The 24,858-nt window shown below is 71.0% G+C and carries 17 protein-coding genes, 1 tRNA gene and 1 pseudogene; 10 read left to right on the top strand and 9 right to left on the bottom strand.

Translation table 11 applies throughout. The features are described 5' to 3' along the window. Positions 1-221: 221 nt before the first annotated feature. From HEP85_RS02315 to HEP85_RS02305, 3 genes are all read right to left on the bottom strand, one after another. Positions 222-3,977, bottom strand: a complete 3,756-nt coding sequence (locus HEP85_RS02315; protein ID WP_365221809.1) for a S8 family serine peptidase — start codon at positions 3,975-3,977, stop codon at positions 222-224. Positions 3,978-4,262: 285 nt separating this feature from the next. Beyond that, positions 4,263-5,261 (bottom strand): LuxR family transcriptional regulator, encoded by a 999-nt coding sequence (locus tag HEP85_RS02310; protein ID WP_168525718.1) that lies wholly within the window; start codon positions 5,259-5,261, stop codon positions 4,263-4,265. A 119-nt stretch (positions 5,262-5,380) separates the two neighbouring features. Continuing rightward, positions 5,381-6,337, bottom strand: coding sequence for an RNA polymerase sigma-70 factor (locus HEP85_RS02305; protein WP_168525716.1), 957 nt, complete (start codon positions 6,335-6,337; stop codon positions 5,381-5,383). A gap of 175 nt (positions 6,338-6,512) precedes the next feature. On the opposite strand from HEP85_RS02305, the gene HEP85_RS02300 reads away from it, so the two are divergent. Further along, positions 6,513-6,998: a carboxymuconolactone decarboxylase family protein gene (locus HEP85_RS02300; protein WP_168525714.1), complete on the top strand. Its 486-nt coding sequence runs from the start codon at positions 6,513-6,515 to the stop codon at positions 6,996-6,998. Between the two features lie 120 nt (positions 6,999-7,118). On the opposite strand, the gene HEP85_RS02295 is transcribed toward HEP85_RS02300, so the two are convergent. Next, positions 7,119-8,474 carry a beta-1,3-glucanase family protein gene (locus HEP85_RS02295; RefSeq protein WP_168525712.1) on the bottom strand — a complete coding sequence of 452 codons (1,356 nt, stop codon included), beginning with the start codon at positions 8,472-8,474 and terminating at the stop codon, positions 7,119-7,121. Between the two features lie 648 nt (positions 8,475-9,122). Here HEP85_RS02295 and HEP85_RS02290 point away from each other — a divergent pair. From HEP85_RS02290 to HEP85_RS02255, 8 genes are all read left to right on the top strand, one after another. Further along, positions 9,123-10,142 carry a LacI family DNA-binding transcriptional regulator gene (locus HEP85_RS02290; RefSeq protein ID WP_168525710.1) on the top strand — a complete coding sequence of 340 codons (1,020 nt, stop codon included), beginning with the start codon at positions 9,123-9,125 and terminating at the stop codon, positions 10,140-10,142. Positions 10,143-10,212: 70 nt separating this feature from the next. After that, positions 10,213-11,499 carry an extracellular solute-binding protein gene (locus HEP85_RS02285; protein ID WP_168525708.1) on the top strand — a complete coding sequence of 429 codons (1,287 nt, stop codon included), beginning with the start codon at positions 10,213-10,215 and terminating at the stop codon, positions 11,497-11,499. Positions 11,500-11,508: 9 nt separating this feature from the next. Then, positions 11,509-12,408 carry a carbohydrate ABC transporter permease gene (locus HEP85_RS02280; protein ID WP_168525706.1) on the top strand — a complete coding sequence of 300 codons (900 nt, stop codon included), beginning with the start codon at positions 11,509-11,511 and terminating at the stop codon, positions 12,406-12,408. A gap of 4 nt (positions 12,409-12,412) precedes the next feature. Next, entirely contained in the window at positions 12,413-13,321 is a 909-nt protein-coding gene (locus HEP85_RS02275; RefSeq protein ID WP_168525704.1) for a carbohydrate ABC transporter permease, read from the top strand. 59 nt (positions 13,322-13,380) lie between these two features. Continuing rightward, positions 13,381-14,406 (top strand): glycosidase, encoded by a 1,026-nt coding sequence (locus tag HEP85_RS02270; RefSeq protein WP_211118192.1) that lies wholly within the window; start codon positions 13,381-13,383, stop codon positions 14,404-14,406. Continuing rightward, complete coding sequence (locus HEP85_RS02265) at positions 14,403-15,611, top strand: Gfo/Idh/MocA family protein (RefSeq protein WP_168525702.1); 1,209 nt, start codon at positions 14,403-14,405, stop codon at positions 15,609-15,611. The genes HEP85_RS02270 and HEP85_RS02265 overlap by 4 nt, the downstream gene beginning before the upstream one ends. Then, positions 15,608-17,224: a glycoside hydrolase family 13 protein gene (locus HEP85_RS02260; protein WP_168525700.1), complete on the top strand. Its 1,617-nt coding sequence runs from the start codon at positions 15,608-15,610 to the stop codon at positions 17,222-17,224. The genes HEP85_RS02265 and HEP85_RS02260 overlap by 4 nt, the downstream gene beginning before the upstream one ends. Before the next feature lie 213 nt (positions 17,225-17,437). Next, complete coding sequence (locus HEP85_RS02255; protein WP_168525698.1) at positions 17,438-18,586, top strand: chitinase; 1,149 nt, start codon at positions 17,438-17,440, stop codon at positions 18,584-18,586. 87 nt (positions 18,587-18,673) lie between these two features. On the opposite strand, the gene HEP85_RS02250 is transcribed toward HEP85_RS02255, so the two are convergent. The 3 genes from HEP85_RS02250 to selD form a co-directional block, all read right to left on the bottom strand. Further along, on the bottom strand, positions 18,674-19,525 hold the full coding sequence (locus tag HEP85_RS02250) for an alpha/beta fold hydrolase (protein WP_168525696.1): 852 nt from the start codon (positions 19,523-19,525) through the stop codon (positions 18,674-18,676). Positions 19,526-19,804: 279 nt separating this feature from the next. Continuing rightward, the gene (locus tag HEP85_RS02245) at positions 19,805-20,239 is read right to left on the bottom strand and encodes an ASCH domain-containing protein (RefSeq protein WP_168525694.1); all 435 of its coding nucleotides are present in this window, start codon (positions 20,237-20,239) and stop codon (positions 19,805-19,807) included. Positions 20,240-20,317: 78 nt separating this feature from the next. Further along, positions 20,318-21,355 carry a selenide, water dikinase SelD gene (gene selD / locus HEP85_RS02240; protein ID WP_168525692.1) on the bottom strand — a complete coding sequence of 346 codons (1,038 nt, stop codon included), beginning with the start codon at positions 21,353-21,355 and terminating at the stop codon, positions 20,318-20,320. 115 nt (positions 21,356-21,470) lie between these two features. Between selD and HEP85_RS02235 the strand changes: the two genes are divergently transcribed. Beyond that, positions 21,471-21,563 (top strand) — tRNA-Sec (locus tag HEP85_RS02235). A gap of 80 nt (positions 21,564-21,643) precedes the next feature. On the opposite strand, the pseudogene HEP85_RS02230 reads toward HEP85_RS02235, so the two are convergent. Beyond that, positions 21,644-23,368: pseudogene (locus tag HEP85_RS02230) on the bottom strand (SelB C-terminal domain-containing protein); the annotation flags it as partial. Between the two features lie 2 nt (positions 23,369-23,370). Next, on the bottom strand, positions 23,371-24,735 hold the full coding sequence (selA, locus tag HEP85_RS02225; protein WP_168525690.1) for an L-seryl-tRNA(Sec) selenium transferase: 1,365 nt from the start codon (positions 24,733-24,735) through the stop codon (positions 23,371-23,373). Positions 24,736-24,858 lie beyond the last annotated feature (123 nt).

Here is a 24,858-nt window from a genome sequence, read left to right as displayed (position 1 = left end):
CGGACGCCGTTTCGGATCCGCCGGCCTTCATTCCATCGCTCGGTCGCCGGATGACCGAGGTGCGGGTGGCCATCGAGCTGGATCGGGGCGTAGGCGTCGCCCCGGTCGATCACGCGGTCGATCGTCGCACCCGTGGCGTTCCGCCCCCACCGAACACCAAGGAGCCCCTGTTCGCGAGGGTGCGAACAGGGGCCCACAGGTCATGCCGACGCCCGACTCGCCTACTTGAGGCCGAAGGCGCGGATCACGGTCTGGCTGACGCTGTTGCCGTTGGCGTCCCGCGCGGTCGTACGCAGGCTGGTGAACCTCGCCTTGGAGGGTGCGTCGAGCGACGCCTTCCAGTCCGTGCCCGAGTGACGCAGTGTCGTCCGGTGCCAGGTGGCGCCGTCGTCGTAGGAAACCTCCAGGGCCACGGTGCGGACCGAGGCGGCGCCCGTCGCGCCCTTGAAGTGCGAGGGAGTGACGGTCAGCGCGCCGCGCCGGTTCGCCCGGCCGGAGAGGTCGGTGGCCACCGCGTAGTCCAGCTGGATGAGCGGCAGAGGGCTGAGGACCCTGTAGTCCGTGGTGCCGGAGGTGAATCCCCATTCGGTACGGGTCCGGGTCGAGTACGGCCGGCCCGGCAGATCACGCTTCCCCTCCACCACGATCCGGTACGGCAGCGGATCCGTCGGTACGCCTTCGACGGTGACGATCCGTTCGTTGGCTTCTTCGCCGAGCAGCTGGTCACCCTGATAGAGGGAGATCTTCGAGGTGTCCCCGTCGGCCCAGGCGACGCCCGCGTGGCCGGCGGAGTCCCCCCACGCGGTGATCGAGGACGTGCTGATGACGTCGCCGATCCTGAAGGGGGCGCGGTGGGCGCTGTCGTCGAGGAGCCGCGGATGCTGCACGGGAGAGAACCAGACGTCGCGGGCAGTGCCGCGCCCCTTGTACGAGCGTGGAGAGTCCTGCTGACTGAGGTCGCTGACCGCGGCCTGCGTCACCCATGAGACGCCGGGATCCGCTGTCACCCACGAGGTGAGGGTGCCCTGGGCCGGGACGGGGGTGGCGTTGCTGTTCAGCGGCAGACCGGAGTCGACGGTCAGGTCGTACCGTACCTGTACGGCCTTGCCCTGCTTGGTGTCGCGGAACGACTCGTCGATCCTGGCGAGTTCGCCCGGACCGGGCCGGTACGTCAGACTCCGGGGGATCGCGCCGTCGTAATGCCGGACCAGGTCGTACAGATAGTGCGGCTGAGGGTGCGAGACCACCTTCAGCATTCCAACTCCGGGCCACTGAAGGCCGCTTCGCAGACGGATGCTGTCATCGGTGCCGAGCGAGGCCACCGGCAGCGGTGCGGCGTCGGGCAGGTCGGCCCATGGATCCAGCTTTCCGTAGCCGTCGTTGAGGATCAGCAGCAGCTTGGCGCCGGCCTTCGCCGCGGCCGCCGCCTGGTCCGGGGCGGACACCGAGTCGCTGCGGCGGACGACCGCCACCTGGCCGCGGACCTTGAGCCTGCCGAAGTCCGCGGTCGAACCGTTTCCGGCCCAGACGGCCCGGTACCGGTTGCTGCCCTCGGGCAACATGGGGGACAGGCTCTGCACGACGGCGCTCTCGTACGTCTGGGAGCCCAGCGAGAGGGTCAGTGGCCGCTCGATCTGCCGCCAGCGCGTCGCGAAGGTGTACGAGCCCTGCGTCACCTTGGGCGTCGCGGCCGCCCAGAGGCTGTCATAGCGCCAGTACTCGGGCATGTAGCTGTCCATGAACGGGAACATGTCGCCGTTCGACCGGTACTGGTCCACCCGCATGAAGCTGTTGGCGGTCGGCTGCGGCGTGAGGGCCGCGGCCCGGTGGAGGTCGGCGGCGTCGAAGTGGAGCGACCGGTCGTTGCCGAGGTCGACCTCCGGTGCGGAGAACAGGCCCAGGCCCAGTGTGTGCGTGCCGTCGATGCCGGGGACGTCGGCGTACATCCAGGCCGTGTAGGTGCTCGGCACCAGGCTGAGGTCGAGGGTGCCGGAGGAGTCGACGGTGTACACCTTGGGAACGGTGTTCCGGTCGATGTCCTTGAGCACGAGGGTGCCGGGCAGCCCCTCGCCCTTGCGGTCCTTCGCGGTGACCGACAGCTTGACGCGTCGGCCCTCCTTGTTCACGCCGACCGGGGTACGGGCACGAACCGTGCCGTCGGGGCCGGTGGCGGTGAGCTGACTGGTGTAGGCGGCGTTGTCCGCGGCCCGGTCGAGGTGGGTGATCACACCGACGGTCGCGGTGCCGTGCGCGGGGACGGTCGGACGGGGGTCGGTGAGGGTGAACAGCCCGTCGGGGATGTTGTCCGCGACGAGCCCCAGGTCCAGGGTGACCGGCTCGGCCGCGAAGTTGCTGTAGGTGACGTCCCTGCGAACCGTCTGCCCGGGTGTGTACGGGTAGTGGACCTGGGCGAACGCGGAACCGGAGGCGACCACGGTGGCCTTCACGGCCGCGGCGATGTCGAGCCGCCCGCTGCCACCCTGGTAGGGGCTGGACTGCCGCGTACTGGCGGTGGTGCCGACCAGCGCGTCCTTGAGCTGCCGTCCGTTCCAGTCCGGGTGCTTCTCCGCCAACAGAGCCGCGGCGCCCGCGACATGGGGCGTCGCCATGGAGGTGCCGCTCATGGTCTGGTACGCGCCCTCACCCTCGGGCGCGTACTGCGACCGGGCCGCGAGAATGTCGACGCCGGGGGCGGTCAGGTCGGGCTTGACGGCGTTGTCGCCGACGCGCGGCCCGCGGCTGGAGAACTCCGCCAGCTGGTCCACGCCCTTGCCCGGACCGTTCACCGCGCCGACCGTCAGCGCGGCGTCCGCCGCACCCGGCGCGCCGATGCTGTACGCCTCCGGGCCGGAGTTGCCCGCGGCGATGACGAACAGCGCCCCGGTCTCCTCGCTGAGCCGGTTGACGGCCTGGCTCAGTGGGTCGGTGCCGTCGGTGGGATCACCGCCCAGGCTCATGCTGACGACCTTCGCGTGCTGGTCGCGGGCGGCCCACTCCATGCCGGCCAGGATCCAGGAGTCCTGGCCGCTGCCATCGTTGTCCAGGACCTTGCCGATGTGCAGCGAGGCGCCCGGAGCCACTCCCTTCTCCTTGCCGTCGGACGCGGCGCCCGTGCCGGCGACGGTCGAGGCGACATGCGTGCCGTGGCCGTGCCGGTCGGTGACGTCCTGCCCCGGCACGAAGCTCTCCGACGCGGCGATCCGCCCCGCGAAGTCCGGGTGCGCCGCGTCGATTCCCGTGTCCAGCACTGCGACGTCCACGCCTTGGCCGGTGTCCCCGCCCGCCCAGACCTGGGGCGCGCCGATCTGCGCGGTGGTGTCGGACAGCGTCGCCTTGGCCTTGCCGTCCAGCCACACCTTGGCGATCCCGCCCGTCAGCCGCCCGGACGGTCGCGCGTCCGCGGCCGAGCGCGCTCCCGCCCCGGTCTCCGCGTTGCCGGTGAGGGAGGCCCAGAAGTCCGTGGTCCGCGTGTGTTCGGCGGATATCGCGGCGCCCTGGATGCTGCTGAGGGTCAGGGTCCTGCGCGCACCGTCCGGGGTCTTCGCGCTGCGGGCACGGGCGGCAGCGTCGGTGTAGGTGACGATCAGCGGCAGTCGGTCGCTGTGGCTGTCGTCGTAGCCGTCCTCGAGCAGTTCGTTGACGTTGAACAGCCGCTCGTCGAGTGCTCCTGACGCGATGTAGGGCAGCGCCGCGTCGGGGTACACGTAGGTGTCGGGGCCGACCGTCATGACATGGGCGCCGGTCGGCCTGCCCTGCGGATCCGTGACGGTGGCGCTGGTACGGCCGTTGCTGACGGTCACCGCGACCTTGTCACCGGTGATCAGCGTGACGGTACCCGTGGCCTGCGGACGTCCGGCGGCGGATGTGGTGGAGGAGCGGGGAGTCTCGGCCGACACGGCCGGACCGGTGGTCGTCAGTGCCACGAGCACGGCGACCGCGACAGTCAGCCCGCGTCTGGGCGAGGGAGGTATGCGCAAGGGAACCTCAAGAGCTAGGCGTGCGAAAGATGTCCGTAGTCAGCCAGTCTTTTGCTTCGCTGTAAAGAACTCGCCATGTCCCTTGAGTGCCATTGTCCTCAAGTGGACAAGTGGCCGTGCAATCAGTGGAATTCCCCGGGTGGACACCGTCGGCCACCCACCCCACGTGGGCGGAAGTCTCTCCCTTTACCTTGATTGACGTGTCGTCAATTTCCTTTGAATTCGCGTCGGTTGAGTTATCACGCGGATGTCGCACCTGGGTGCGGTGCGAAGCCGGCCGTGTGCTCAGACCCAGTCGCGGCGCGCCGCCGCGACGCCGGCGCCGAACCGACTGGTCGTCCCCAGTTCCGCGTAGAGGTCCTGGATGCGCCTTCGCAGCGTCCGTGACGAAATCCCGAACTGGCGGGCGATCGCCTCGTCCTTGACACCGGCCGCGAACAGAGCCAGGAGGTTCCGTTCCTCGTCCGTGGGCTTGCGGTCCTCCTCCGGGAGACCGGCCGGCGGCGGCACCTGAGCATCGGGACCGTGGTCGCGTGCCAGCGGGGACGCGACCGCCCAGTAGCGCTCGAAGAGTTCCGCGAGAGCCTCCAGCAGCGGAGGCGCCTCGGTGTAGAGGCACTCGGTGTTCCCGGCGGCAAGACTCAGTGACACCATCGCGGCCGAGCGGTCGGCCATGGAGAGCTTGATCGGCAGCGTCGGTGTGATCCTGGCTTCTTCTCCTCTCGACACCAGACTGCCCAGTTCCGGCCACCCGCCGTCGGCGACAAAGCTGGAGGCCGCGTAGACGGCGCGGACCCGGACACCTCGGCCCACCACCGCCTCGTCGAGCGGCGCGTTCGGGGCCAGCAGGAACGGGGGACGGTCGAGGGAACAGATCTCGGCGCGCGCGGCCTGCTTCAACCGGTAGTAGCGGTCGCCGACCGCTTCCGGCCCGCTGATCACGAGGGTTCCGTGGCCTCCGTTCCTGGCCCGTTTCGCGGTGTCGAAGATCGCCCCGAGGGAGCCCGCCGCATCCCGCACGGAGGCGAGTTGGCGTTCGCGTGACTCCACCAGAGCCCGCAGTGCGTGCCGCGGATCCACGGTGAGGAACTCTCCCGAGGTGCGCCGGGTGACCAGTCCGAAGCGGTGCAGCCGTTCGAGCAGCGCCAGCCCTTCCTGGTACGTCACGCCGAGCGCCGCCATCACGTCGTCGACGGTCCCGCCACCGCACGCCAGCAGATGGCGATAGGCCTTCTCCGCCTCGGCGTCCACCCCGACCAGATCCAACGGCGCAGCATCCTCCATCGAAACCCTCCAAGTCACCGACCGCCGCCTGCGCAAGCCGATCAAGAACGTAGCAAGCCTGTGTGTCGGCCAGTGACCGATTCCCGCCCCTCGGACGCTCGTGCGTCGGACACCGCCTCTCAGCGGCGCAGGACCGTCTCCCGCTGCATGTGCGACAGCTTCTCGGGGTTGCGGACGGCGTAGAGCCCGGTGATGAGGCCGTCGTCGATGCGTACCGCCAAGACCGTGTCGATCGCGCCGTCGAGCCGGAGGATCAGCGCCGGGTAGGCGTTGACCTGCGCGGGTCGCAGCGAGGCCGCGGTGGTCCTGCCCCCTGCGGCGGTCAGGAGGCGGGCCACCTTCTCGGCCCCGACGACGGGTCGCAGGACGGCCTGCTTGATTCCGCCGCCGTCGCCGAGGAAGACCACGTCCGGCGCGAGGATGTCGAGCAGTTTCCCCAGATCGCCCGTCTCCGTCGCGCGTCGGAAGGCGTCGAGCGCGTCCCTGGTCTCGGCCGGGGAGACGATCTCCCGCGGCCTGCGCTCCGCGACGTGTGCCCGTGCCCGGTGCGCGACCTGACGCACCGCGGCCGGGCTCTTGTCGACGGCCTCGGCGATCTCGTCGTATCCGAGGTCGAAGACCTCGCGCAGCACGAACACCGCCCGCTCGGTCGGCGTGAGCGTCTCCATCACCAGCAGCATCGCCATCGAGACGCTGTCGGCCAGTTCGACGTCGTCGGCCACGTCGGGTGCGGTGAGCAGCGGCTCGGGCAGCCATGGGCCGACGTAGGACTCCTTGCGCCGGCCCAGCGTACGCAGCCGGCTCAGTGCCTGCCGCGTGGTGATCCGGACCAGGTACGCACGCTGTTCACGCACCGTGTCGAGATCGACGCCCGCCCACCGCAGCCAGGTTTCCTGCAGGACGTCCTCCGCGTCGGCGGCCGACCCGAGCATCTCGTAGGCGACGGTGAACAGCAGGTTGCGATGGGCGACGAACGCCTCGGTGGCGACGTCCGCCCGTCCGCCTCCGGCCGGCTGTCCGGCCGTGCCCTCCGTGCCCTCCGCGCCCTCTGGGGGTTCGCTCCGCTCGCTCCGCACCGGCTGCTCCCGTCTGCTGGCCCTCGTGTTGGTGCCGCGCACACAAGACACCGGACCCCGCGGCTTTGTGACAACCCGGAATGGTGGCGCACGTCACACGACCGCCCCGTCACAGGGATCGGGTCGCAGGCATCTCGTGTTCGTTCAGTGCATCACCACGAGTGAGGACGACATCATGGACTCCCGATTCAACATGTTCGAGAACGAGATCGCCGCCAAGTTCGGCAAGCGGTTCGCCAACGCCGCCCTGGTGATCCACCAGTCGCCCCTGGCGAAGTCCACGCAGGAACTGGTCTCGTTGCGCGCCAGCCAGATCAACGGCTGCGGCTGGTGCGTCGACCTGCACACCAAGGAGGCCGCGGCCGCCGGTGAAAGCGCGGTACGGCTCCATCTGGTCGCCGCCTGGCGCGAGTCCACCGTGTTCACCGAGGCCGAACGGGCCGCGCTGGCGCTCACCGAGGAGGGCACCCGGCTCGGCGACGCCCACCACGGCGTGTCCGACGAGACCTGGGCCAGGGCGCGAGAGCACTACGACGACGACCAACTCGCCGCGCTGGTCTCCTTGGTCGCCCTGATCAACGCGGCCAACCGGCTCGCCGTGATCGTGCATCAGCGGGGAGGTTCCTACGAACCCGGCATGTTCGCGGCCGCGTTCAACTGACCGGGGAACGAATCCGGCCCGGCCCGGGACCACATGGTCCCGGGCCGGGCCGCTCCGTCGGAGCCGGGCGCGGGTCATCCCGTCAGGCGGGTGAGGACGCCTGACATGCCACCTGGACGCCTACCAGCCGACGGCGACCAGGAGCCACTGCGGGTTCCCGTGGGAGACGAAGGAGGACTGGCCCGCCACGTCGTCGTACGGGAAACCGTAGGCGAGGTGGTTGATGGCGTTGTCGTGCCAGAACTTGGCGTAGTAGTTCGCGGGTGCCGCTTTGTAGTACTGGGCCGGGTCGGACTGCTGGGAGGCCGGGAGGGTGGCCACGTGACGGTTGAGGGCGGCGCACATGTCGGGATTCGCGGCGAGGGAGGCGGCGCAGCCGAAGATGTCGGAGGTGGCCGCGTTGACGCCGACGGACTGGGCGTAGGAAGTGAAGTAGTTGGCGTTGACGCCGCCCGTGCGGAAGCTCGGGTCGCTGCCGGGCGCGATGATCCGGTACGGAGCCTGGGTCCGCGCAAGCACCTTGAACTGGTCCGGAACCGCGTCCGTGAAGCGCTGGATGGTCGTGGCGCGGTCCTCCGCGAACGTCTGCCGGTTCTCACCGACTTCGACGTCGTAGCCGTCCTTGGCGTGCAGACGCATGGCCAGCTTGAGGCCGAAGGCGTCGACCCGGGTGGTGTTCCCGTTGAAGACGTTGTTGCCGACCGTGAACTCGATGAAGTCGTAGTAGGGGCCGTTGGGTGAGCCGAGGTAGAAGTACATGCGGCCCGCCGAGTTCGCCGGCATGTCGAGGTACGGCTGTTCGGCGATGGAGTGGACCTGCCCGTTGAAGCTCCAGTACACCTGGCTGTCGGGGTACTTGCCGTTGGTGCGGTTGAGGATCTTCACCTCGACGGCGTTGCTCGCCGGGGGTATGTCGCTGGTGCTGCCCCAGAAACTGTCCGGCGGGGTGGTGCTGCCGGGCCCGTAGACCTGGAACTCCCACAGGGAGTAGCCGTACGGGGTGGCTCGCACGGTTCCGGAGACGCGCACATAGCGGCCGCTGCCGGTGACGCCGAGATTCTGGGTGCCGCCGGTTGCGGTGGTGGTGGAGTAGACGGTGGTCCAGTTGTTCGCGTCCGTGGAGGTCTGGATCTGGTAGGCCTTGGCGTAGGCGGCCTCCCAGTTGAGAGTGACGCGGGTGATCTGCTGGACGGAGCCGAGGTCGACTTGGACCCATTGCGGATCCGCGAACGCCGAGGACCAGCGCGTGTCGGGGTTGCCGTCGACCGCGGCCGTCGCGGGGAAGGAACCGTTCTCCGTCGAGGAGGCCGTGGCCGGGCGCCCCTGGGAAAGGAGCTGGTCGGCGGCGTGCGCGGACGTCGGCGTCAGGGCGGCGACGCAGGCGACGAGCAGGGCGATGACCAGGCCGAGGGCCGTACGGGTACGTAGGACACCGGTGGGTGGTCTGGTGGCGGGTGCGCTGGGGGAAGTCTGCATGGGTTCTCCTCAGGCCGAGCCGGCGTGCGTGGGGGTTGGAGCAACTGCAGGCGTGAGAGCGCTCTCTCGGGTTGTATCCCCGCCCCTGCCCGGCGTCAACAACTGAAGCCGAAATCAACGGAGTTCATGGTTCGAGAGCAGTGCGGCGCCGACAGGGGCGACAGTGTCACGTACCGTGCGCTCCCACCGTTCGGGCTCCGACGGTTCAGGCGATCTCAAGTCCCCCGGTTCCTTCATCACTTGACGTGTTCGGTGCGGCTTCATCGGCTACCGGTAACCCGGTGTGCCGCACCCGTGACATTCGGGTACCGGCGTTCGACCCTCGAGCCGGGCCCTGCCGACGCTCGCCCCGGTGGTCGGTGGTCGGTGGTCGGCGGACCGCGGCCCGGTGAGCGCGGTGACCCCGGCGACCTTGACGGCTCCGGCGACCCCAGTGACCCCGGGTGTTCGGCGACCCGTGCGCTCGGGACCCGGAACCGGGGCCGCCCCGCACGCCGGGCACCCGCCGCCCTGCTCCGGCGAGGCCGTCCGTGGCCTCCCGCGCGCCGCTCTGAGACCTGCGGCACAGATCTCTTGACCTGCCACCTAAACCGGTTTAGTTTCGCCGCACAGCAGATTAAATCGGTTTAGACGCTGTCTGGAGGAGCCATGGCACACCGTCCGACCATCGCCGACGTCGCTCGGCGGGCCGGTGTCTCCCGCAGTGCCGTGTCGTTCGTGCTCAACGACCGCCCCGGACTCTCGGCGGAAACCACCGCGAGGATCCGCGCGGCGATCGACGAGCTCGGCTGGCGGCCGAGCCGGCCCGCCCAGGCGCTCTCGCGTGGCAAGGCGGGTGCGCTGGGGCTGGTCGTGACCCGCGAGCCGGGGCTGCTCGGCGCCGACCCGTTCTTCCCGGCCTTCATCGCGGGAATCGAGTCCGTGCTGTCGGAACGCGGTGACGGGCTCGTCCTGCACGTCACCGACCTGGGCCGCGAGCAGGCCGTGTACGAGAGGCTGGCCGCCGACCGCAGGGTCGACGGCGTGTTCGTCACCGACCTGCGGGTCGGCGATCCCCGGCCCGCCCTGGTGCGGGCCGTCGGCCTCCCCGCCGTGGTGCTCGGGCGTCCCGAATGGGCCGAGGGTCTGTGCGCGGTCGAACTGGACGACCTTCCGGCGTTCGAGACGGCCGTGGGGCACCTCGCCGCGTTGGGGCACAGCCGTATCGCCCATGTGGAGGGACCGACGGAGTTCCGTCACGCCCAGCGGCGCCGCCGCGCATGGCAGGACGCGATGTCCGCGCGCGGGTTGGCGACCGACCTGGTGCTCCCCGGCGGTTTCACGGCGCAGGGCGGTGCCACGGCCACGCGCGAGCTGCTAGCCCTGCCCGAGCCTCCGACGGCGATCGTCTTCGCCAACGACCTGGCGGCCACGGCCGGTCTCGCCGTGGCCCAGGAGCTGGGGGTGTCCGTGCCCGGCGACCTGTCGGTTGTCGGCTACGACGACACACCGCTGGCCCGGTTCACGCACCCGCCGCTGTCCTCCGCCCGGGCGAACGCCGAGGGCTGGGGCATCGCGGCGGCCAGGGCGCTCGATCTGGTGGTCAAGGACGGCAGCGCGCCCGATGTGGTGCTGCCGCCCGCCGAGTTCCTCCCCCGGGGATCTGTGGGCCCGGCCCCGACCGCGTAGCGGAGGAGCGGGGCGCCCTTCGGGGACCGCGTCCGGCAACGGGGCCGGACGCGAAGAGTACGGAGAAATCATGTTCAGGAGAACGGCGTCCGCGCTGCTCGCGCTGGCGATGGCGGGCGCACTCGCGGCCTGCGCCCGGTCCGGTCCCGACGCCGTGGCGGCGGCCAAGGCACATGGACCCATCACCGTCTGGCTGTCCAACAACGCCCAGGAGGCGGCCTGGGGCAAACAGATGGTCGCGGACTGGAACAAGCTGCACCCCGGCCAGCACGTCACCGCGCAGAACATTCCCGCGGGCAAGACGTCCGAGGAGGCCATCAGCGCCTCGGTGATCGCGGGCAACACGGCCTGCCTGGTCTTCAACACCTCGCCGGCGTCCGTCCCGCAGTTCCAGAAACAGGCCGGGCTCGTCGATCTCGACGACTTCCCCGGCGCGGAGCGCTACATCGAGGCGCGCAGCGGCTCGCTGGCCGATCAGTACCGGTCCGAGGACGGCGCCTTCCGCCAACTGCCGTGGAAGAGCAACCCGGTGATGATCCTCTACAACAAGAAGGTCTTCAAGAAGGCCGGGCTCGACCCCGAGCACCCGAAGCTGGCGACCTACGACCAGTTCCTGGCCACCTCCCGCACCCTGGTCCACAGCGGGGCGGCGAAGGCGGCCATCTGGCCGGCGCCGAGCAGCGAGTTCTTCCAGTCGTGGTTCGACTTCTACCCCGCCTTCATCGCCGAGAGCGGCGGCAAGGCGCTCGTCGAGAACGGCAAGCCGCAGTTCGACTCCCCGGCGGGCCGCAAGGCCGCCGCGTTCTGGCGCAGCCTCTACGCGCAGAAGCTGGCGCCGCAGGAGGCCTACCCCGGCGACGCGTTCGGTGACGGGAAGGCGGCGATGGCCACCGTCGGGCCGTGGGCGATCGCCGCGTACAAGGACAGCGTCGACTGGGGCGTCGTCCCCGTACCCACCTCCGACGGCCGTCCCCCCTCCGCGGTGCACACCTTCAGCGACCTGAAGTCCGTCGCGATGTTCAGTGCCTGCAAGAACCGCGCGACCGCCTGGGACGTGATGAAGTTCGCCACCTCGCGGGCCCAGGACGGCAAGTTCCTCGCCGCGACCGGCCAGATGCCGCTGCGACCGGACCTGACCGGCACCTACGCGGGTTGGTTCGCCAAGAATCCTGGCTACAAGGTGTTCGCCGACCAGACGCGTCGCGTCGTCGACGTGCCCAACGTCGCCGGTTCCATCGACATGTGGCAGGCGTTCCGCGACGCCTGGACGAAGTCCGTCGTCTTCGGCCGCCAGCCCGTCGACTCCGCGCTGCGTGACGCCGCGGGCAAGATCTCCGAAATCCTCGCCGAGTACTGAGGTCCCGTCATGACACTCTCACACACCAACGGGCCCGGCCGGCGCGGTACTTCGCGGATCGGTGCCCTGTTCGCCGCACCCTACGTCCTGTTCGTTCTGGCCGTGTTCGCCGTGCCCCTGGGCTACACGGTGTGGATCTCCTTCCACCGGTTCTATTTCACCGCGCCCGGCGCGGGCGTGGACTCGCCCTGGGTCGGCCTGAGCAACTACCGGGACGTCTTCACCGACCCCGTCGTGGGCCGGGCCTTCCTCAACATCCTGATCTTCCTCGTGATCAACGTCCCGTTGACCGTGGGCCTTTCGCTGGTCCTGGCCGCCGCGCTCAACGCCAAGCTGCCGTTCCGCTCCTTCTTCCGGGCCGCCTACTACGTGCCCTACGTCACCGCCAGTGTCGCGCTCGTCGCCGTGTGGGCCTTCCTCTTCGGCTCGGACGGGCTGGTCAACCACGCACTCGGTGGCCTGGCGCCCGACCCGTCCTGGTTGGTCAACACACATCTGGCGATGCCGATGATCGCCTTCTTCGTCACCTGGAAGCAGCTCGGCTTCTTCGTGATGCTCTACCTGGCCGCGCTCCAGAACGTCAGCCGGGAACTGTACGAGGCGGCCGCCGTGGACGGCGCGGGAAGCGTGCGCCGGTTCTTCTCGATCACCGTTCCCGGTGTGCGCCCCGCCACCACGCTGGTCCTGATCTACGCGATCATCACGGGCGCCAACCTGTTCAGCGAGCCCTATCTGCTCACCGGAGGCGGCGGCCCGGACCACGCCTCGGTCTCGCCCGTGCTGGTCATGTACCAGAAGGGCATCGAGCAGGGGCACCCCGACTTCGCGGCCGCCCTCGGCATCGTCCTCATGGTGTTCGTGCTCGCCATCTCCCTGCTGGCCCGAAAGATCTCCGAGAGGGGCGAGTGACGCCATGAGCACCCCCACCGACCACACCCGGACCGCGACCGCCCCTTCAACGGCCGCCCCGGAGACATCGAGCCCCGCGACCCGCGGAGCCCGGACCGGCCGCATACTGCAGCTGACCGGCCTGTCGCTCGGAGCGGTCGCCTTCCTCTTCCCCTTCTACTACATGGTCGTCGGCTCGCTCAAGAAGACGACCACCGGCGACGTGTCGGGCGCCCTGCCCGGTGGCTTCACCACCGCCAACTACCGGGCCATCAACGGCGCCATCTCGCTGGGCCGCTCGCTGCTGAACTCCGGCATCGTCACCGGCGGCGTACTGCTGTGCACACTGGTCTTCGGAGTGCTCGCCGGATACGCCCTCGCCCGACTCACCTTCCGCGGCCGCGGCACGGTGTTCGCCACCCTGCTGCTCGTCCAGACCATCCCGTTCCAACTGCTGATGCTGCCGCTGTACGCGCTGGTCGTCCGCAACTACGGCCTGGGCGACAGCTATCTCGGCATGATGCTGCCCTTCGCGATCAACTCGACCGCGGTGTTCCTCTTCCGTCAGTTCTTCCTGCAGCTGCCGGCCTCGCTCTTCGAGGCGGCGCGCATCGACGGCGCGAGCGAACTGCGCATCCTGTGGACGATCGCACTGCCCATGGCCCGTCCCGCGCTGCTCACCGGCGTCCTGCTGACGTTCATCGGCCCGTGGAACGAGTTCCTGTGGCCCTTCCTCGTCACCAAGAACACCGACATGCAGCCGCTGGCCGTCTCGCTCGCGGGATTCCTGTCCAACCTGCAGGGCACCGTCGCCAATCCGACCGGCGCGCTGCTGGCCGGGGCCTGCGTCCTGGCCCTCCCCGTGGTGGCGCTGTTCCTCGTGTTCCAGCGTCATTTCACCCACACCAACATCGACTCCGGAGTAAAGGGCTGAACGCCGTGAACCACCCCGCCCCGCAGAACCCCATCCCGTACCGCCTCGTCCGCAAGGGCATGGTGATGTCCCCCCTGGCCGGTCAGCCGTACGAGACGGAAGGTGTCCTCAACCCCGCCTCCGGCCGCACCCCCGACGGCACACTGCACCTGCTGCCCCGCCTGGTCGCGGAGGGCAACGTCTCACGCGTCGGCCTGGCGAAGGTCCTCTTCGACGAAGAGGGCGTTCCCTGCGGCGTCGAGCGGCGCGGTGTCGTCCTGGCCCCCGACGAGGGCTGGGAGCGGGGCAAGAACAACGCCGGCGTCGAGGACCCGCGCGTCACCTGGATCCCGAGCCTGGGCCGCCACGTCATGTCGTACGTCGCCTACGGACCGCTCGGCCCGAAGCCGGCCCTCGCCGTCTCCACCGACCTCACCGAATGGACCCGCCTGGGCCCCGTTCAGTTCGCCTACCAGCCCGATCTCGACACCGACCTCAACCTCTTCCCCAACAAGGACGTCGTCCACTTCCCCGAACCGGTCCCCGGACCGGGCGGCGAGCCGTCGTACGCCATGCTGCACCGTCCGATGTGGGACCTGGGCTGGTTCCGTCCCGGCGAGGGCGTCCACCTGCCGGCGGGCCTGACGGACGAACGGCCGGGCATCTGGATCTCCTACGTGCCCGTGGCCGAGGTGGAAAAGGACATCAGCGCACTGGCCCGTCCGCGCCACCACAAGCTCGTCGCGCTCTCCGCCCACCCGTGGGAGGACCTGAAGATCGGGGGCGGCCCGGCGCCGATCCGCGTCGAAGAGGGCTGGCTCCTCATCCACCACGGTGTCTCCGGCACCATCGACGACCCCTGGGTACAGAACCAGAACGTCTCCTACGCGGCGGGCGCCATGATTCTCGACCCGGCCGACCCCTCGCGGGTCCTGGCCCGCTCGACGGTGCCGCTGATGGCGCCGGAGACCGAGGAGGAGCGCTCCGGCACGGTGCCGAACGTCGTCTTCCCCACCGCGATCGAAGAGGTCGACGGCAAGCTGTTCGTCTTCTACGGCATGGCCGACGCGCACATCGGCGTCGCCCTGCTGGAACGCACGGCGTGACGGCGGAGCTGGGGCTCGGGCTGGTCGGCTGCGGCGCGTTCGGGGCGTATGTCCTGGACGCCGTGGCCGGCCTGCCGGGGCTGCGTGTCACGGCCGTGGCCGACGCCGACCCGGCGCGCGCGAACGCCCTTGCCCAGAGACACGGTGCCACGCCCTGCCCGGATCAGGACGCACTCCTGCGCCGCCCGGACGTCGACATCGTGGCCGTGGCCACTCCGCCCGCCACACACGCCGAGTTGTCGATCGCCGCCTTGCGCGCGGGCCGGCACGTCTTCTGCGAGAAGCCCCTGGCGACCACCGCACGGGACGCCGAGCGGGTGGGGGAGGAGGCGTCGCGCGCGGTCGGCACCCTCGTGGTGGACCACGTCCTGCGCTACAACCCGCTGCTGCGCGCTGTTCAACAGCTCATATCCGAGGGCCTGTTGGACAGCCCGCGGCGCTTCCTGTTCGAGAACGACGCCGCCGACGAGGATCTCGACGTCGACCACTGGTTCTGGGACCCGGAGCACAGCGGCGGCATCTTCGTCGAGCACGGCGTCCACTTCTTCGACGCGGCCCGGGCTCTGCTCGGGAGCGAGCCGCAGGAGGTGAGGGCGACAGCGGTACGACGTCCCGGCGGCCCGGTCGACATGGTCGTGGCGGACGTGGTGCACCCGGGCGGCGTCCTCGCCACACATCTGCACTCCTTCACCCATGCGCATCGCTGCGAGCGTCAACTGATGCGCCTGGACCACGGCTTCGCCGAGTCGCGCATCACCGGCTGGATCCCGACACACGCCGTCATCACGGCCTGGACGGACGATGCCGGTGTTCGGTCCTGGGAACGACTCCCCGTCAGATCGACCGAATTGCTGCATGTTCCCGGCTTCAGACCGCATGCGGACGACAGTGTGTCCGTCACGGTGCACCGGGACGCCGGGGGAGCGGCACCCGCCCGGGGCAGGGGCGTCACCCGGGCGGTCCCGCACCGCGTCGACGTGGCCTTGGACCTGGGCGGCGAGGAACGCAAGCCCTACGTCTACGCCGAGAGCGTGCGCGCGGCCATGGCGGACCTGGTGCGGTGTGCCGGGACCGGCGGCACACCGGTCGCCGACGCGCGTGCGGGAGTGAGCGCCGTCGCGGTCGCCGAGGCCGCCACGAGGGCGACGGTGAGCGGGCACACACAACAGGTGCTCACGGTGGGAGAACGGAGTCGTACGGCATGATCTGGTGGCGCGACGCCGTCTGTTACGAGATATACCCCCGCTCGTTCGCCGACACCGACGGCGACGGGACCGGGGATCTGCCGGGCATCACCCGGCACCTGGACCACATCAGGGACCTCGGGGCGGACGCGATCTGGATCACGCCCTGCTATCCGTCGCCGCTGGCCGACGGCGGCTACGACATCGCCGACCACACCGCCATCGCCGACGACCTCGGTACCCTCGAGGACTTCACGACCCTCACGGTCGGTGCCCACGCCATGGGCCTCAAGGTCATCGTCGACGTGGTACCCAATCACAGTTCGGACGCCCATCCCTGGTTCCGTGCGGCACTGGCGGCCGGCCCCGGATCCGCGGCGCGCGAACGCTACCTCTTCCGGACCGGCCGGGGACCAGGCGGTGCCCAGCCGCCCAACGACTGGGAGTCGGCCTTCGGCGGCCCGGCCTGGACCCGGGTCCCCGACGGCGAGTGGTACCTCCATCTCCACGCGCCGGAGCAGCCCGACTTCAACTGGCGCGACCCCCACGTGCGTGCCGAGTTCTCCAGAGTCCTGCGCTTCTGGCTCGACCAGGGTGTCGACGGCTTCCGCATCGACGTGGCCCACGCCCTGTTCAAGGCCGAGGGCCTGCCCGACGCCGGGCCCGGACAGCATCAGGACCCCGCGCGCAACCACCTGATGCCGTACTACGACCAGGAGGAACTGCACCCCCTGTACCGGGAGTGGCGCACCCTGCTCGACACCCACCCCGCCCCGCCGGGCGCGGTGGCTCCCGGGGAGCGCGTGCTCGTCGCGGAGTCCGCGGTCTTCGAACCCGATCGTCTGGCCCGGTACGTTCGCGCGGACGAGATGCAGCAGGCCTTCAACTTCGCGTTTCTGGAGGCACCTTGGCGCGCACCGGAACTGCGCCGGGTGATCGACGAGTCGCTCGCCGCGACCGCGGCCGTCGACGCCCCCGTGACCTGGGTGATGTCGAGCCACGACGCGCCGCGGCCCGCGACGCGCCTGGGCAGTGAACTGCGCGCCGGATCGGCCGCCTTGCTGATGCTCGCCCTCCCCGGAGCCGTCTATCTCTATCAGGGGGAGGAGTTGGGCCTGCCGCAGGCGCACGTGCCCGATGACCGCATCAGGGACCCGCTGTGGCGCCGCTCCAACGGCACGGACCGAGGGCGCGACGGCGCACGCGTGCCGATCCCCTGGAGTGGAGACCGACCGCCGTACGGGTTCACCACGGCCCCGCCCGAGGCCTGCTGGCTTCCCCAGCCCGAGGGCTGGGGCCGGTACACCGTCGCCGCCCAGCGTGAGGACCCGGACTCCATGCTGTCCCTCTATCGGCGAGCCCTGCGGCTGCGACGGGACCACCCGGTCGCCGCTCACGGCACCCTGCGCTGGCACTCGCCGGCCGATGCGCCCTATCTCGCTTTCTCCCGGGGTGGGTTGACCTGTGTGGTGAACCTCGGCTGCGCCGCGCTGGACTTGGACCGGCTGGGATTCTCCGGGCGGCCGGTGCTGGCGAGCACGGCACTGCCGCACCTCGGGGAATTGCCGGTGGACGCGTGTGTGTGGTTCTCGACCGCCTCGGACGGCGAGGATCGCCACACGGACCGACCGTGACGATCTGATGGGCCGCCACCCGGTGTGCCCCGAGACGTCGTCGAAGGTGCCTTCGGCGGGGCCGCGCACGATTGGTTGACGTGGCCCCGTCAGCCTGTCATGGTCTAGACCTGATGGGGTGTCGCGTCCGGAGTCCGCTCCGGGCGCGGCGCCTTCCCGCACAGCTCCCTCCCCACCGCCGCGGCCGCCGGCCGTATTAGGAGCGATGCCCCCATGCTCATCAGTCTTGCCGGACGCTTCTCCTTCAGATGGGTCACCCTGGGACGTTCCCTGGTGACAGCCGCCCTCACGGTGATCCTCTCCGCGCTGTTCCTCGCCGCGCCGCCCGCGCACGCCGCCAGTGGCCAGATCTCGGGGCTGGCCGGCAAATGCGTCGACGTGGCCGCCGCGAACAGCGCCAACGGCACCGCGATACAGCTCTACGACTGCAACGGGACCGGCGCGCAGAGCTGGTCCAACTCCGGAGACGGGACCCTGAGGGCGCTCGGGAAGTGCCTCGACATCGTCGACCGCGGCACCGCGGACGGAGCGGCGGTCCAGCTGTGGGACTGCTCCGGCGGCGCCAACCAGCAGTGGGTGGTCACCGCGGCCCACGACATCGTCAACCCCGCGGCCAACAAGTGTCTGGACGTCCGCGACAACAGCTCCGCGAACGGCAGCCGGCTGCAGATCTGGACCTGCACGGGCGCGGCCAACCAGAAGTGGAACGCCCCCGCGAGCGGCGGCGGCGGCACCAACCCGTCCGGGTTCGTCGTCAGTGAGGCGCAGTTCAACCAGATGTTCCCGGGCCGGAACGGCTTCTACACGTACAGCGGTCTCGTGCAGGCGCTGAGCTCCTACCCGGGGTTCGCGAACAGCGGGAGCGACACGGTCAAGAAGCAGGAGGCCGCGGCCTTCCTCGCCAACGTCAACCACGAGACCGGCGGACTGGTCTACGTGGTGGAGCAGAACACCGCCAACTACCCGCACTACTGCGACCCCGGTCAGTCCTACGGCTGCCCGGCGGGGCAGGCCGCGTACTACGGCAGGGGCCCGATCCAGCTCAGCTGGAACTTCAACTACAAGGCCGCCGGTGACGCCCTCGGCATCGACCTGCTGGGCAACCCGTGGCGGGTCGAGCAGGACGCGGCCGTCGCGTGGAAGACGGGGCTCTGGTACTGGAACACGCAGTCGGGCCCCGGCTCGATGACGCCGCACAACGCCATGGTCAACCAGGCCGGCTTCGGCCAGACGATCCGCTCCATCAACGGCTCGCTGGAGTGCGACGGACGCAACCCCGCGCAGGTGCAGAGCCGGGTGAGCGCGTACCAGCAGTTCACGGCGATCCTCGGGGTCGCCCCGGGCGACAACCTCTACTGCTGATCGGCATCCTTCTGCTCCTGTGGGCGACCCGGTTCTGCCGGGTCGCCCACAGGCGTGTCGGGTCGTGGTGTGCGACCCCGGACGGGCTCAGCGGGAGGTGGCCTGAGCGGCCTGCTCTATCAGGCGGGTGACGGCGCCCGGGTGGGAGACCGAGACCGCGTGGGACGCCTTGATCTCGACGGTGTGCGCGTGGGCGCGCTGGGCCATGAAGCGCTGCGCTGCCGGCGGGATGTTGTAGTCCTGCGTGGTGATGAGGTCCCACGAGGGGATGGTCTTCCAGGCGGCCGTGGTGGCCTTCTCGTCCAGGGCGGAGGCGGCGACCGGGCGCTGGGTGGCGGCCATCAGGTCGGTGACCGGCTTGGGCACGTCGGCGGCGAACTGGTGGTGGAACTTGTCGGCCTTGATGTAGAGGTCGGTGCCGGTGCCGCCGCCGGGGAGCGGGAAGGGTACGGGGTTGAGGGCGGTGCCGAGGGTACTGCCGGGGAACTTGTTGGACAGCCCCAGCGCGCTCTCGCCCTTCTCGGGGGCGAAGGCGGCCACGTAGACCAGCGCCTTGACCTGGGGGGAATCGGCGGCGGCCTCGCTGATCACCGCGCCACCGTAGGAGTGGCCGACGAGGACGACCGGCCCCTTCACGCTCTTGAGCACGCTGTGCACGTACTCGGCGTCACTGGCCAGCCCGCGCAGCGGGTTCGCGGGAGCGATCACCGGATATCCCTCGCGCCGCAGACGCTCGATCACGCCGTTCCAGCTGGAGGAGTCCGCGAAGGCTCCGTGCACCAGCACGACCGTGGGCTTCGCCTTGGACGCGTGATGCTCGTCCCTGGCCGCGCTCGCCGGACCCGTGGCGGCGGTCAGGGTGAGTGCCGCCACACCGGCGACGGCTCCCAGCACGGCGGCGTGCCTGCGGGTGGGACGGATCGCGGTCTTGAGGTTCATGGTGACTTCCCCTTCGGGACGTGGCGGCTTGCATCGGTGGGTCGTCCTGGGTGTTGCGGCCCGGTGCGACAAGAAAAACATAGCGGGCAATAATCTTGTACGCAAGTCAGTTGTGCACAACATAAATGCTCGCGCCCGGACGATCGCGTCCGGCGTATCCGGTCTGTCATCGCTCCGTACGCCCGCGTAGCCGCAGGAGCTGAGCTCGTAGAAGTAGGGCGTAGAAGTAGGGCCCGTAGGACCAGGGCGCGGGGAACCGGAGCCCGCGCAAGCGGGGCCTCAGGAAGCCGGGCCCGCGGTGTCCGACATGCCGGTGTCGGAGCCCCCGACCAGCCGGAACCCCACGCACACGACCATCGTGTGGTCGTCGACGGGGGTCCCCATGCGGTCCCAGTACCGACGATGCCCCGCACGCCATTCCTCCACCGAGGCATGCCCCTCACCCTCGGCCTCCACGTGTTCCCACGTCACCTCACCGAAGGGCTTCAACGCCACGCGGGTCACCTCGATCAGTGCGGCGCCGGCGCCGTCCTTGTCCAGCAGGGCCAGCGTCTCACCGGGATATTCGACGCCCTCGGCCTCTTCCGCGTAGACCGCCAGCAGCCCGGTGGACGCGGTCTTCCTGCCCGACAGGACCAACTGGTTGAGCCTGGTGCGCATCTCGTCGGCCGTGCCGAGTTCGAAGGACCGCCTGCCGTCCACACGTGCCCACATGATCAACCGCCCCGTCGTCGTCAGCGGCCGGCCGACCCGGATCGCTCGGAGAAGTACCGGTTCGCACGGCAATTCCTGTCAGCGCACGACCAACCGGTACGGCCCAGCCGGCACCAGTTCCCCGATCACCGGGGCGCCCGGCACCTCGCCCGCGACGAGGAGGCCCCCGGAGGTCTGGGCGTCGGCGAGGAGAAGTCGCGTCATTTCGTCGGTGCGGCCGAAATCCGTGGACGGCGCGACCCATTCGAGGTTGCGGCGGGTGCCGCCGCTGATGTGTCCGGCGCGGGCGGCGTCCCGGGCGCCGTCCAGGAACGGGACCGCGGCGGAGTCGACCACGGCGGTGACCCCGGAGGCGCGCGCCAGCTTGTACAGATGGCCCAGCAGTCCGAAGCCGGTGACGTCGGTGGCGCAGACCGCTCCCGCGGCCAGTGCGGCCAGGGCGGCGTCGCGGTTGAGCGCGACCATCGTCTCCACCGCCTGGGGGAAGACCTCGCCCGTCGTCTTGTGCCGGTTGTTGAGCACTCCGAGGCCCAGCGGTTTGGTGAGCGACAGCGGCATCCCCGGCCGCCCCGCGTCGTTGCGCAGCAGACGGGCCGGATCGACGGTGCCGGTCACCGCCATGCCGTATTTGGGTTCCGGGTCGTCGACGCTGTGGCCGCCCGCCACCACACAGCCCGCCGTCGCCGCGACGTCCCGTCCGCCGCGCAGTACCTCCCTCGCCAGATCGAACGGCAGCACGTCGCGGGGCCAGCACAGCAGGTTGACCGCCACGAGCGGGGTGCCGCCCATGGCGTAGACGTCGGAGAGCGCGTTCGCGGCGGCGATACGGCCCCAGTCGTAGGGGTCGTCGACCACCGGCGTGAAGAAGTCCGCGGTGGCGACGGCGGCGAGCGAGCCGGTGCCGCCCGGCAGCCGGACGACCGCGGCATCGTCACCGTGGTCCAGGCCCACGATCAGGCCGCCGCCGACCGCTCCCGGGGATGTCAGCCCGGCCACGATCTCCTCGAGTTCGCCCGGGGGAATCTTGCAGGCACAGCCGCCGCCGTGCGCGTACCGCGTGAGCCGCACGCTCTCCTGCCGCTGTGCCTGCTGGACGCCGGTCCGCGTGCTCGTCATCGCTGCATCGGTCCTTGCATGTGAGGGGGAGCGCCGTGTGGCGCGTTGACTTGCGGGGTGGGGCGCCGGTTCGATGACCGGAGGGTCGGCGCATCGAACCGATGACGGCCCGCGGGGAGACGTACGGGTGCCTGGTGGCCCTCCCGGTCTTCAAAACCGAGGTGTCCGAGCAACTCGGGCAGGCGGGTTCGATTCCCGTCCGTCTCCGCCGAACGGCGCGTCGCGCCCGCCTCGTTCGGGGTCCGGGCCCCCGGCCCGGCAGCGGCGGAGCGAACCGTCCACGCGAACGGTCCGCCCGTGCTCGTCCAGGTACTCGAGCAGCGGGACGGCGACCCGCCGCGTGGTGTCCAGCGCCTGACGCGCCTGGCTCGTGGTGAAGGGCTGTTCCAGCCGCGCGAGGACGGCCGCGGCCCGCACGTCCGCCCCCGGCATCAGCACGATGCCCCCGCTGATCCGCAACAGCGCCCCCGCGGCCTCGGCGGCCGCCAACAGCTTTGGTGTGAGGCCGAGTTCGCGCAGCCTTTCGGCCTCGGGGGCGCGGAACGGTGCACGGGCGAGGTCCGCGCGCACGGCCTCGACGGCGGCCACGGCCTGGGGCGGGAGCGCCGGACGGGCCTGGCTGCCGTACACCCGGCCGTCGACGTGCCGCAACTCCGGCGACTGTGCCAACAGCGCGTCGACGAGGCCGCGTTCAGGCAGGCCGAGCACCTGGCGTGCCGTCTCCAGGGGCATGCCGGGCTCCAGGGGGTTGCGGGCGGCGTGTTCCTCCACCGCGTCGCCGAGGCGCTCGCGCAGAGCCGACCAGTGGGCCGGGTCCGCCAGCCACTCCCCGGTGACCGGGTCGGTCGGCGGCCGTACACCCATGGCGAGCAGCTCCGAGCGGCGGATCAGACCGCGACGGCGTACTTCCTCGGCTCCGTCGGTCCGTCCCGGCGTCGCCCGCAGCTCCCGGTCGCGGGCGGCCGCCGCGCCCCGCCGGGTCAGTCGCGGCGGGCGGACGTCGAGCACGCTGAGCCCCGCAGGGACGCGGTGCCGGCCGGGGTCGCGCAGCAGCGCGGCATCGCCGACGCGCAGCGGCAGCGGTGCGGCAAGACGCAGGCGTGCGGAGCTCTCGCCGAGCGGGCGGACCGTCACCGGCACCGCCGCGGAGCCCGCGTGCAGCGTGAGTTCGCGCGGCAGATCACGGGCCCCGGCGCCCCGCAGCCGTACGTCCACGGTGTCGGTGGTCAGCCACCGGCCGGGGGTGAGCAACGCGTCGCCGCGGCGCAGGCTCCCGGCGCCCGGCCCGGTCACGTTGACCGCCACCCGGGCGACCGCGCCGGCCTCCCGCCGCGGCTCCTTGAGACATTCCAGCCCGCGTACCCGCACCAGCTGCTCGCCACAGGCGAGTTGGAGCCGATCGCCGACGCGTACGGTGCCCGCGCCGAGGGTGCCGGTCACGACCGTGCCATGGCCTCGCACCGTGAACGCGCGGTCCACCCACAGTCGTACGTCCGCGGCACGGTCCGGGGCGGGCAGCTCGCCGGCCAGCCGGACCAGACAGGTGCGCAGCGCGTCGAGGCCGGTGCCCGTCACCGCGCTGACGGCCACGCTCGGCAGTTCGCCGAGAGAGGTCTCGGCGATCCGGGTGAGCGCCTGCGCGCGGGCCGCGTCCGGTTCGGCGAGGTCGCAGCGGGAGACGGCGAGCACGCCATGGCGTACGCCGAGCGCGTCGAGGACGGACAGATGTTCCTCGGACTGCGGTTGCCAGCCCTGGTCCGCCGCGACGACGAAGAGGACGGCGGGGACGGGGCCGACCCCGGCCAGCATGTTGCCCACGAGGCGCTCGTGTCCCGGCACGTCCACGAACGCGACGTCACCCGCTCCGGGCAGCCGCGTCCACACGAAGCCCAGGTCCAGCGTCATACCCCGACGCCGCTCCTCCGCCCAGCGGTCGGGCTCCATTCCGGTCAGGGCGCGCAGCAGCGCGGACTTGCCGTGGTCGACGTGGCCCGCGGTGGCGATGACGTGCATGGTCAGGTTCCCGTTCCCCGCCCGGCCGTCCCTCGGGAGGCTCCGGCCCGGCGTACCGCCTCCGCCAGCCGTGCGTCGACGTCCACCGGCACCGCCCGCAGGTCGAGCAGGCAGCGGCCGTCCCCGACTCGGGCCAGCACGGCGGGGTCCGTGCCGCGCAGCAGGGCCGCGTACTCGACGGGCAGGGACACGGCGGCGCTCGGCAGCGTCACTCCGGGCGCGCCGCCCCCGCCGACCACCGCCTCGGTGTCGACGGCCCGGCTGTCGACCCCGTCCGCCCGCAGCTCCTCCGCGAGACGTTCGGCGCGCCGCCGCAGCTCCACGGGGTCGGCGCGCAACGCGGTCAGAGTCGGGGGCTCCGGGCCGCGCACCGTCGCCTCCAGGGCCGCCAGCGTCAGCTTGTCCACGCGCAGCGCGCGGGCCAGGGGATGCCGGGCCAACCGTCGTACCAGCTCGGCGTCGCCCAGCAGCAGCCCGCACTGTGGTCCGCCGAGCAGCTTGTCGCCGCTGGCGGTGACCAGGGACGCCCCGGCGCGCAGCCAACCCGTGGCGTCGGGTTCCCCGGGCAGCACCGGTTCCGGGGTGAGCAGGCCCGAGCCGATGTCCGCGACCACGGGCACGCCGAGCGGGGCCAGCTCGGCCACGGACGTCTCCCGGGTGAAGCCGGTGACACGGAAGTTGGAGGGGTGGACCTTGAGGATGAAGCCGGTGTCCGGTCCCACGGCCGCGGCATAGTCGGCGGGCGTCGTGCGGTTGGTCGTGCCGACCTCGCGCAGCCGGGCGCCGGTGGACTCCAGCAGGTCGGGCAGGCGGAAACCGTCCCCGATCTCCACCATCTCGCCGCGACTGACGATGATCTCCCGCCCCTGGGCGAGCGCGGTGGCGGCGAGTGCCAGCGCGGCCGCGCCGTTGTTGACCACGTGTGCGGCCTCGGCGGCCGGCACCGAACGCAGCAGGGCGTCGAGCGTGGACGAGCCCCGCCGGGCACGGGCTCCGGTGGTGAGGTCGAGTTCCACGTCCGTCGTACCGGAGACGGCCAGTACGGCGTCGCGTGCCGCCTGCGAGAGCGCGGCGCGGCCCAGGTTGGTGTGGAGCAGCACACCGGTGGCGTTGATGACCGGGCGCAGGGCGGACGCGGTGGCCGGCAGGGCAGCGACGGCATGATCGGCGATCTCACCGATGGGCACCTCGCCCGCCCTCGCCCGTGTCTGCACCCTGGCGACCACGTCCTTGACCAGCTCCCGTCCCAGCCGTCGCGCCGCCGCGGTCAGCCGGGGATCGGCCAGCAACACGTCGGTACGGGGCAGCCGACGCGGCTCGTCGACGGGCGGGGCGGCGTCCGTGGCGCAGGCGTGGTCGCGGTCCATCTCGTGCACTTTCGCTGTGGCCCTGCCGACTGAGACGCTGTCAGGCTATGGCGGCCGGTGCCCCCGGCGTCCGCGCCACACCGGAGGGACCCGGAGAGGCCCGGAGAGGCGGCGGGCCGGACC

Origin of the sequence: Streptomyces sp. RPA4-2 (genome assembly GCF_012273515.2) — a bacterium.
In the GTDB taxonomy this organism is placed as follows: Bacteria; Actinomycetota; Actinomycetes; order Streptomycetales; family Streptomycetaceae; genus Streptomyces; species Streptomyces kaempferi.
Note: the sequence above shows the minus strand (reverse complement) of the source record. Positions and strands in the feature narration are given on the sequence as shown.

Bases quoted from the DNA above. Each gene is read 5' to 3' on its own strand.
- HEP85_RS02310 (WP_168525718.1), bottom strand. From the start codon at position 5,261: ATGGAGGATGCTGCGCCGTTGGATCTGGTCGGGGTGGACGCCGAGGCG.
- HEP85_RS02300 (WP_168525714.1), top strand. From the start codon at position 6,513: ATGGACTCCCGATTCAACATGTTCGAGAACGAGATCGCCGCCAAGTTC.
- HEP85_RS02295 (WP_168525712.1), bottom strand. From the start codon at position 8,474: ATGCAGACTTCCCCCAGCGCACCCGCCACCAGACCACCCACCGGTGTC.
- HEP85_RS02290 (WP_168525710.1), top strand. From the start codon at position 9,123: ATGGCACACCGTCCGACCATCGCCGACGTCGCTCGGCGGGCCGGTGTC.
- HEP85_RS02285 (WP_168525708.1), top strand. From the start codon at position 10,213: ATGTTCAGGAGAACGGCGTCCGCGCTGCTCGCGCTGGCGATGGCGGGC.
- HEP85_RS02280 (WP_168525706.1), top strand. From the start codon at position 11,509: ATGACACTCTCACACACCAACGGGCCCGGCCGGCGCGGTACTTCGCGG.
- HEP85_RS02275 (WP_168525704.1), top strand. From the start codon at position 12,413: ATGAGCACCCCCACCGACCACACCCGGACCGCGACCGCCCCTTCAACG.
- HEP85_RS02270 (WP_211118192.1), top strand. From the start codon at position 13,381: ATGGTGATGTCCCCCCTGGCCGGTCAGCCGTACGAGACGGAAGGTGTC.
- HEP85_RS02260 (WP_168525700.1), top strand. From the start codon at position 15,608: ATGATCTGGTGGCGCGACGCCGTCTGTTACGAGATATACCCCCGCTCG.
- HEP85_RS02255 (WP_168525698.1), top strand. From the start codon at position 17,438: ATGCTCATCAGTCTTGCCGGACGCTTCTCCTTCAGATGGGTCACCCTG.
- HEP85_RS02250 (WP_168525696.1), bottom strand. From the start codon at position 19,525: ATGAACCTCAAGACCGCGATCCGTCCCACCCGCAGGCACGCCGCCGTG.
- HEP85_RS02245 (WP_168525694.1), bottom strand. From the start codon at position 20,239: ATGTGGGCACGTGTGGACGGCAGGCGGTCCTTCGAACTCGGCACGGCC.
- selD (WP_168525692.1), bottom strand. From the start codon at position 21,355: ATGACGAGCACGCGGACCGGCGTCCAGCAGGCACAGCGGCAGGAGAGC.
- selA (WP_168525690.1), bottom strand. From the start codon at position 24,735: ATGGACCGCGACCACGCCTGCGCCACGGACGCCGCCCCGCCCGTCGAC.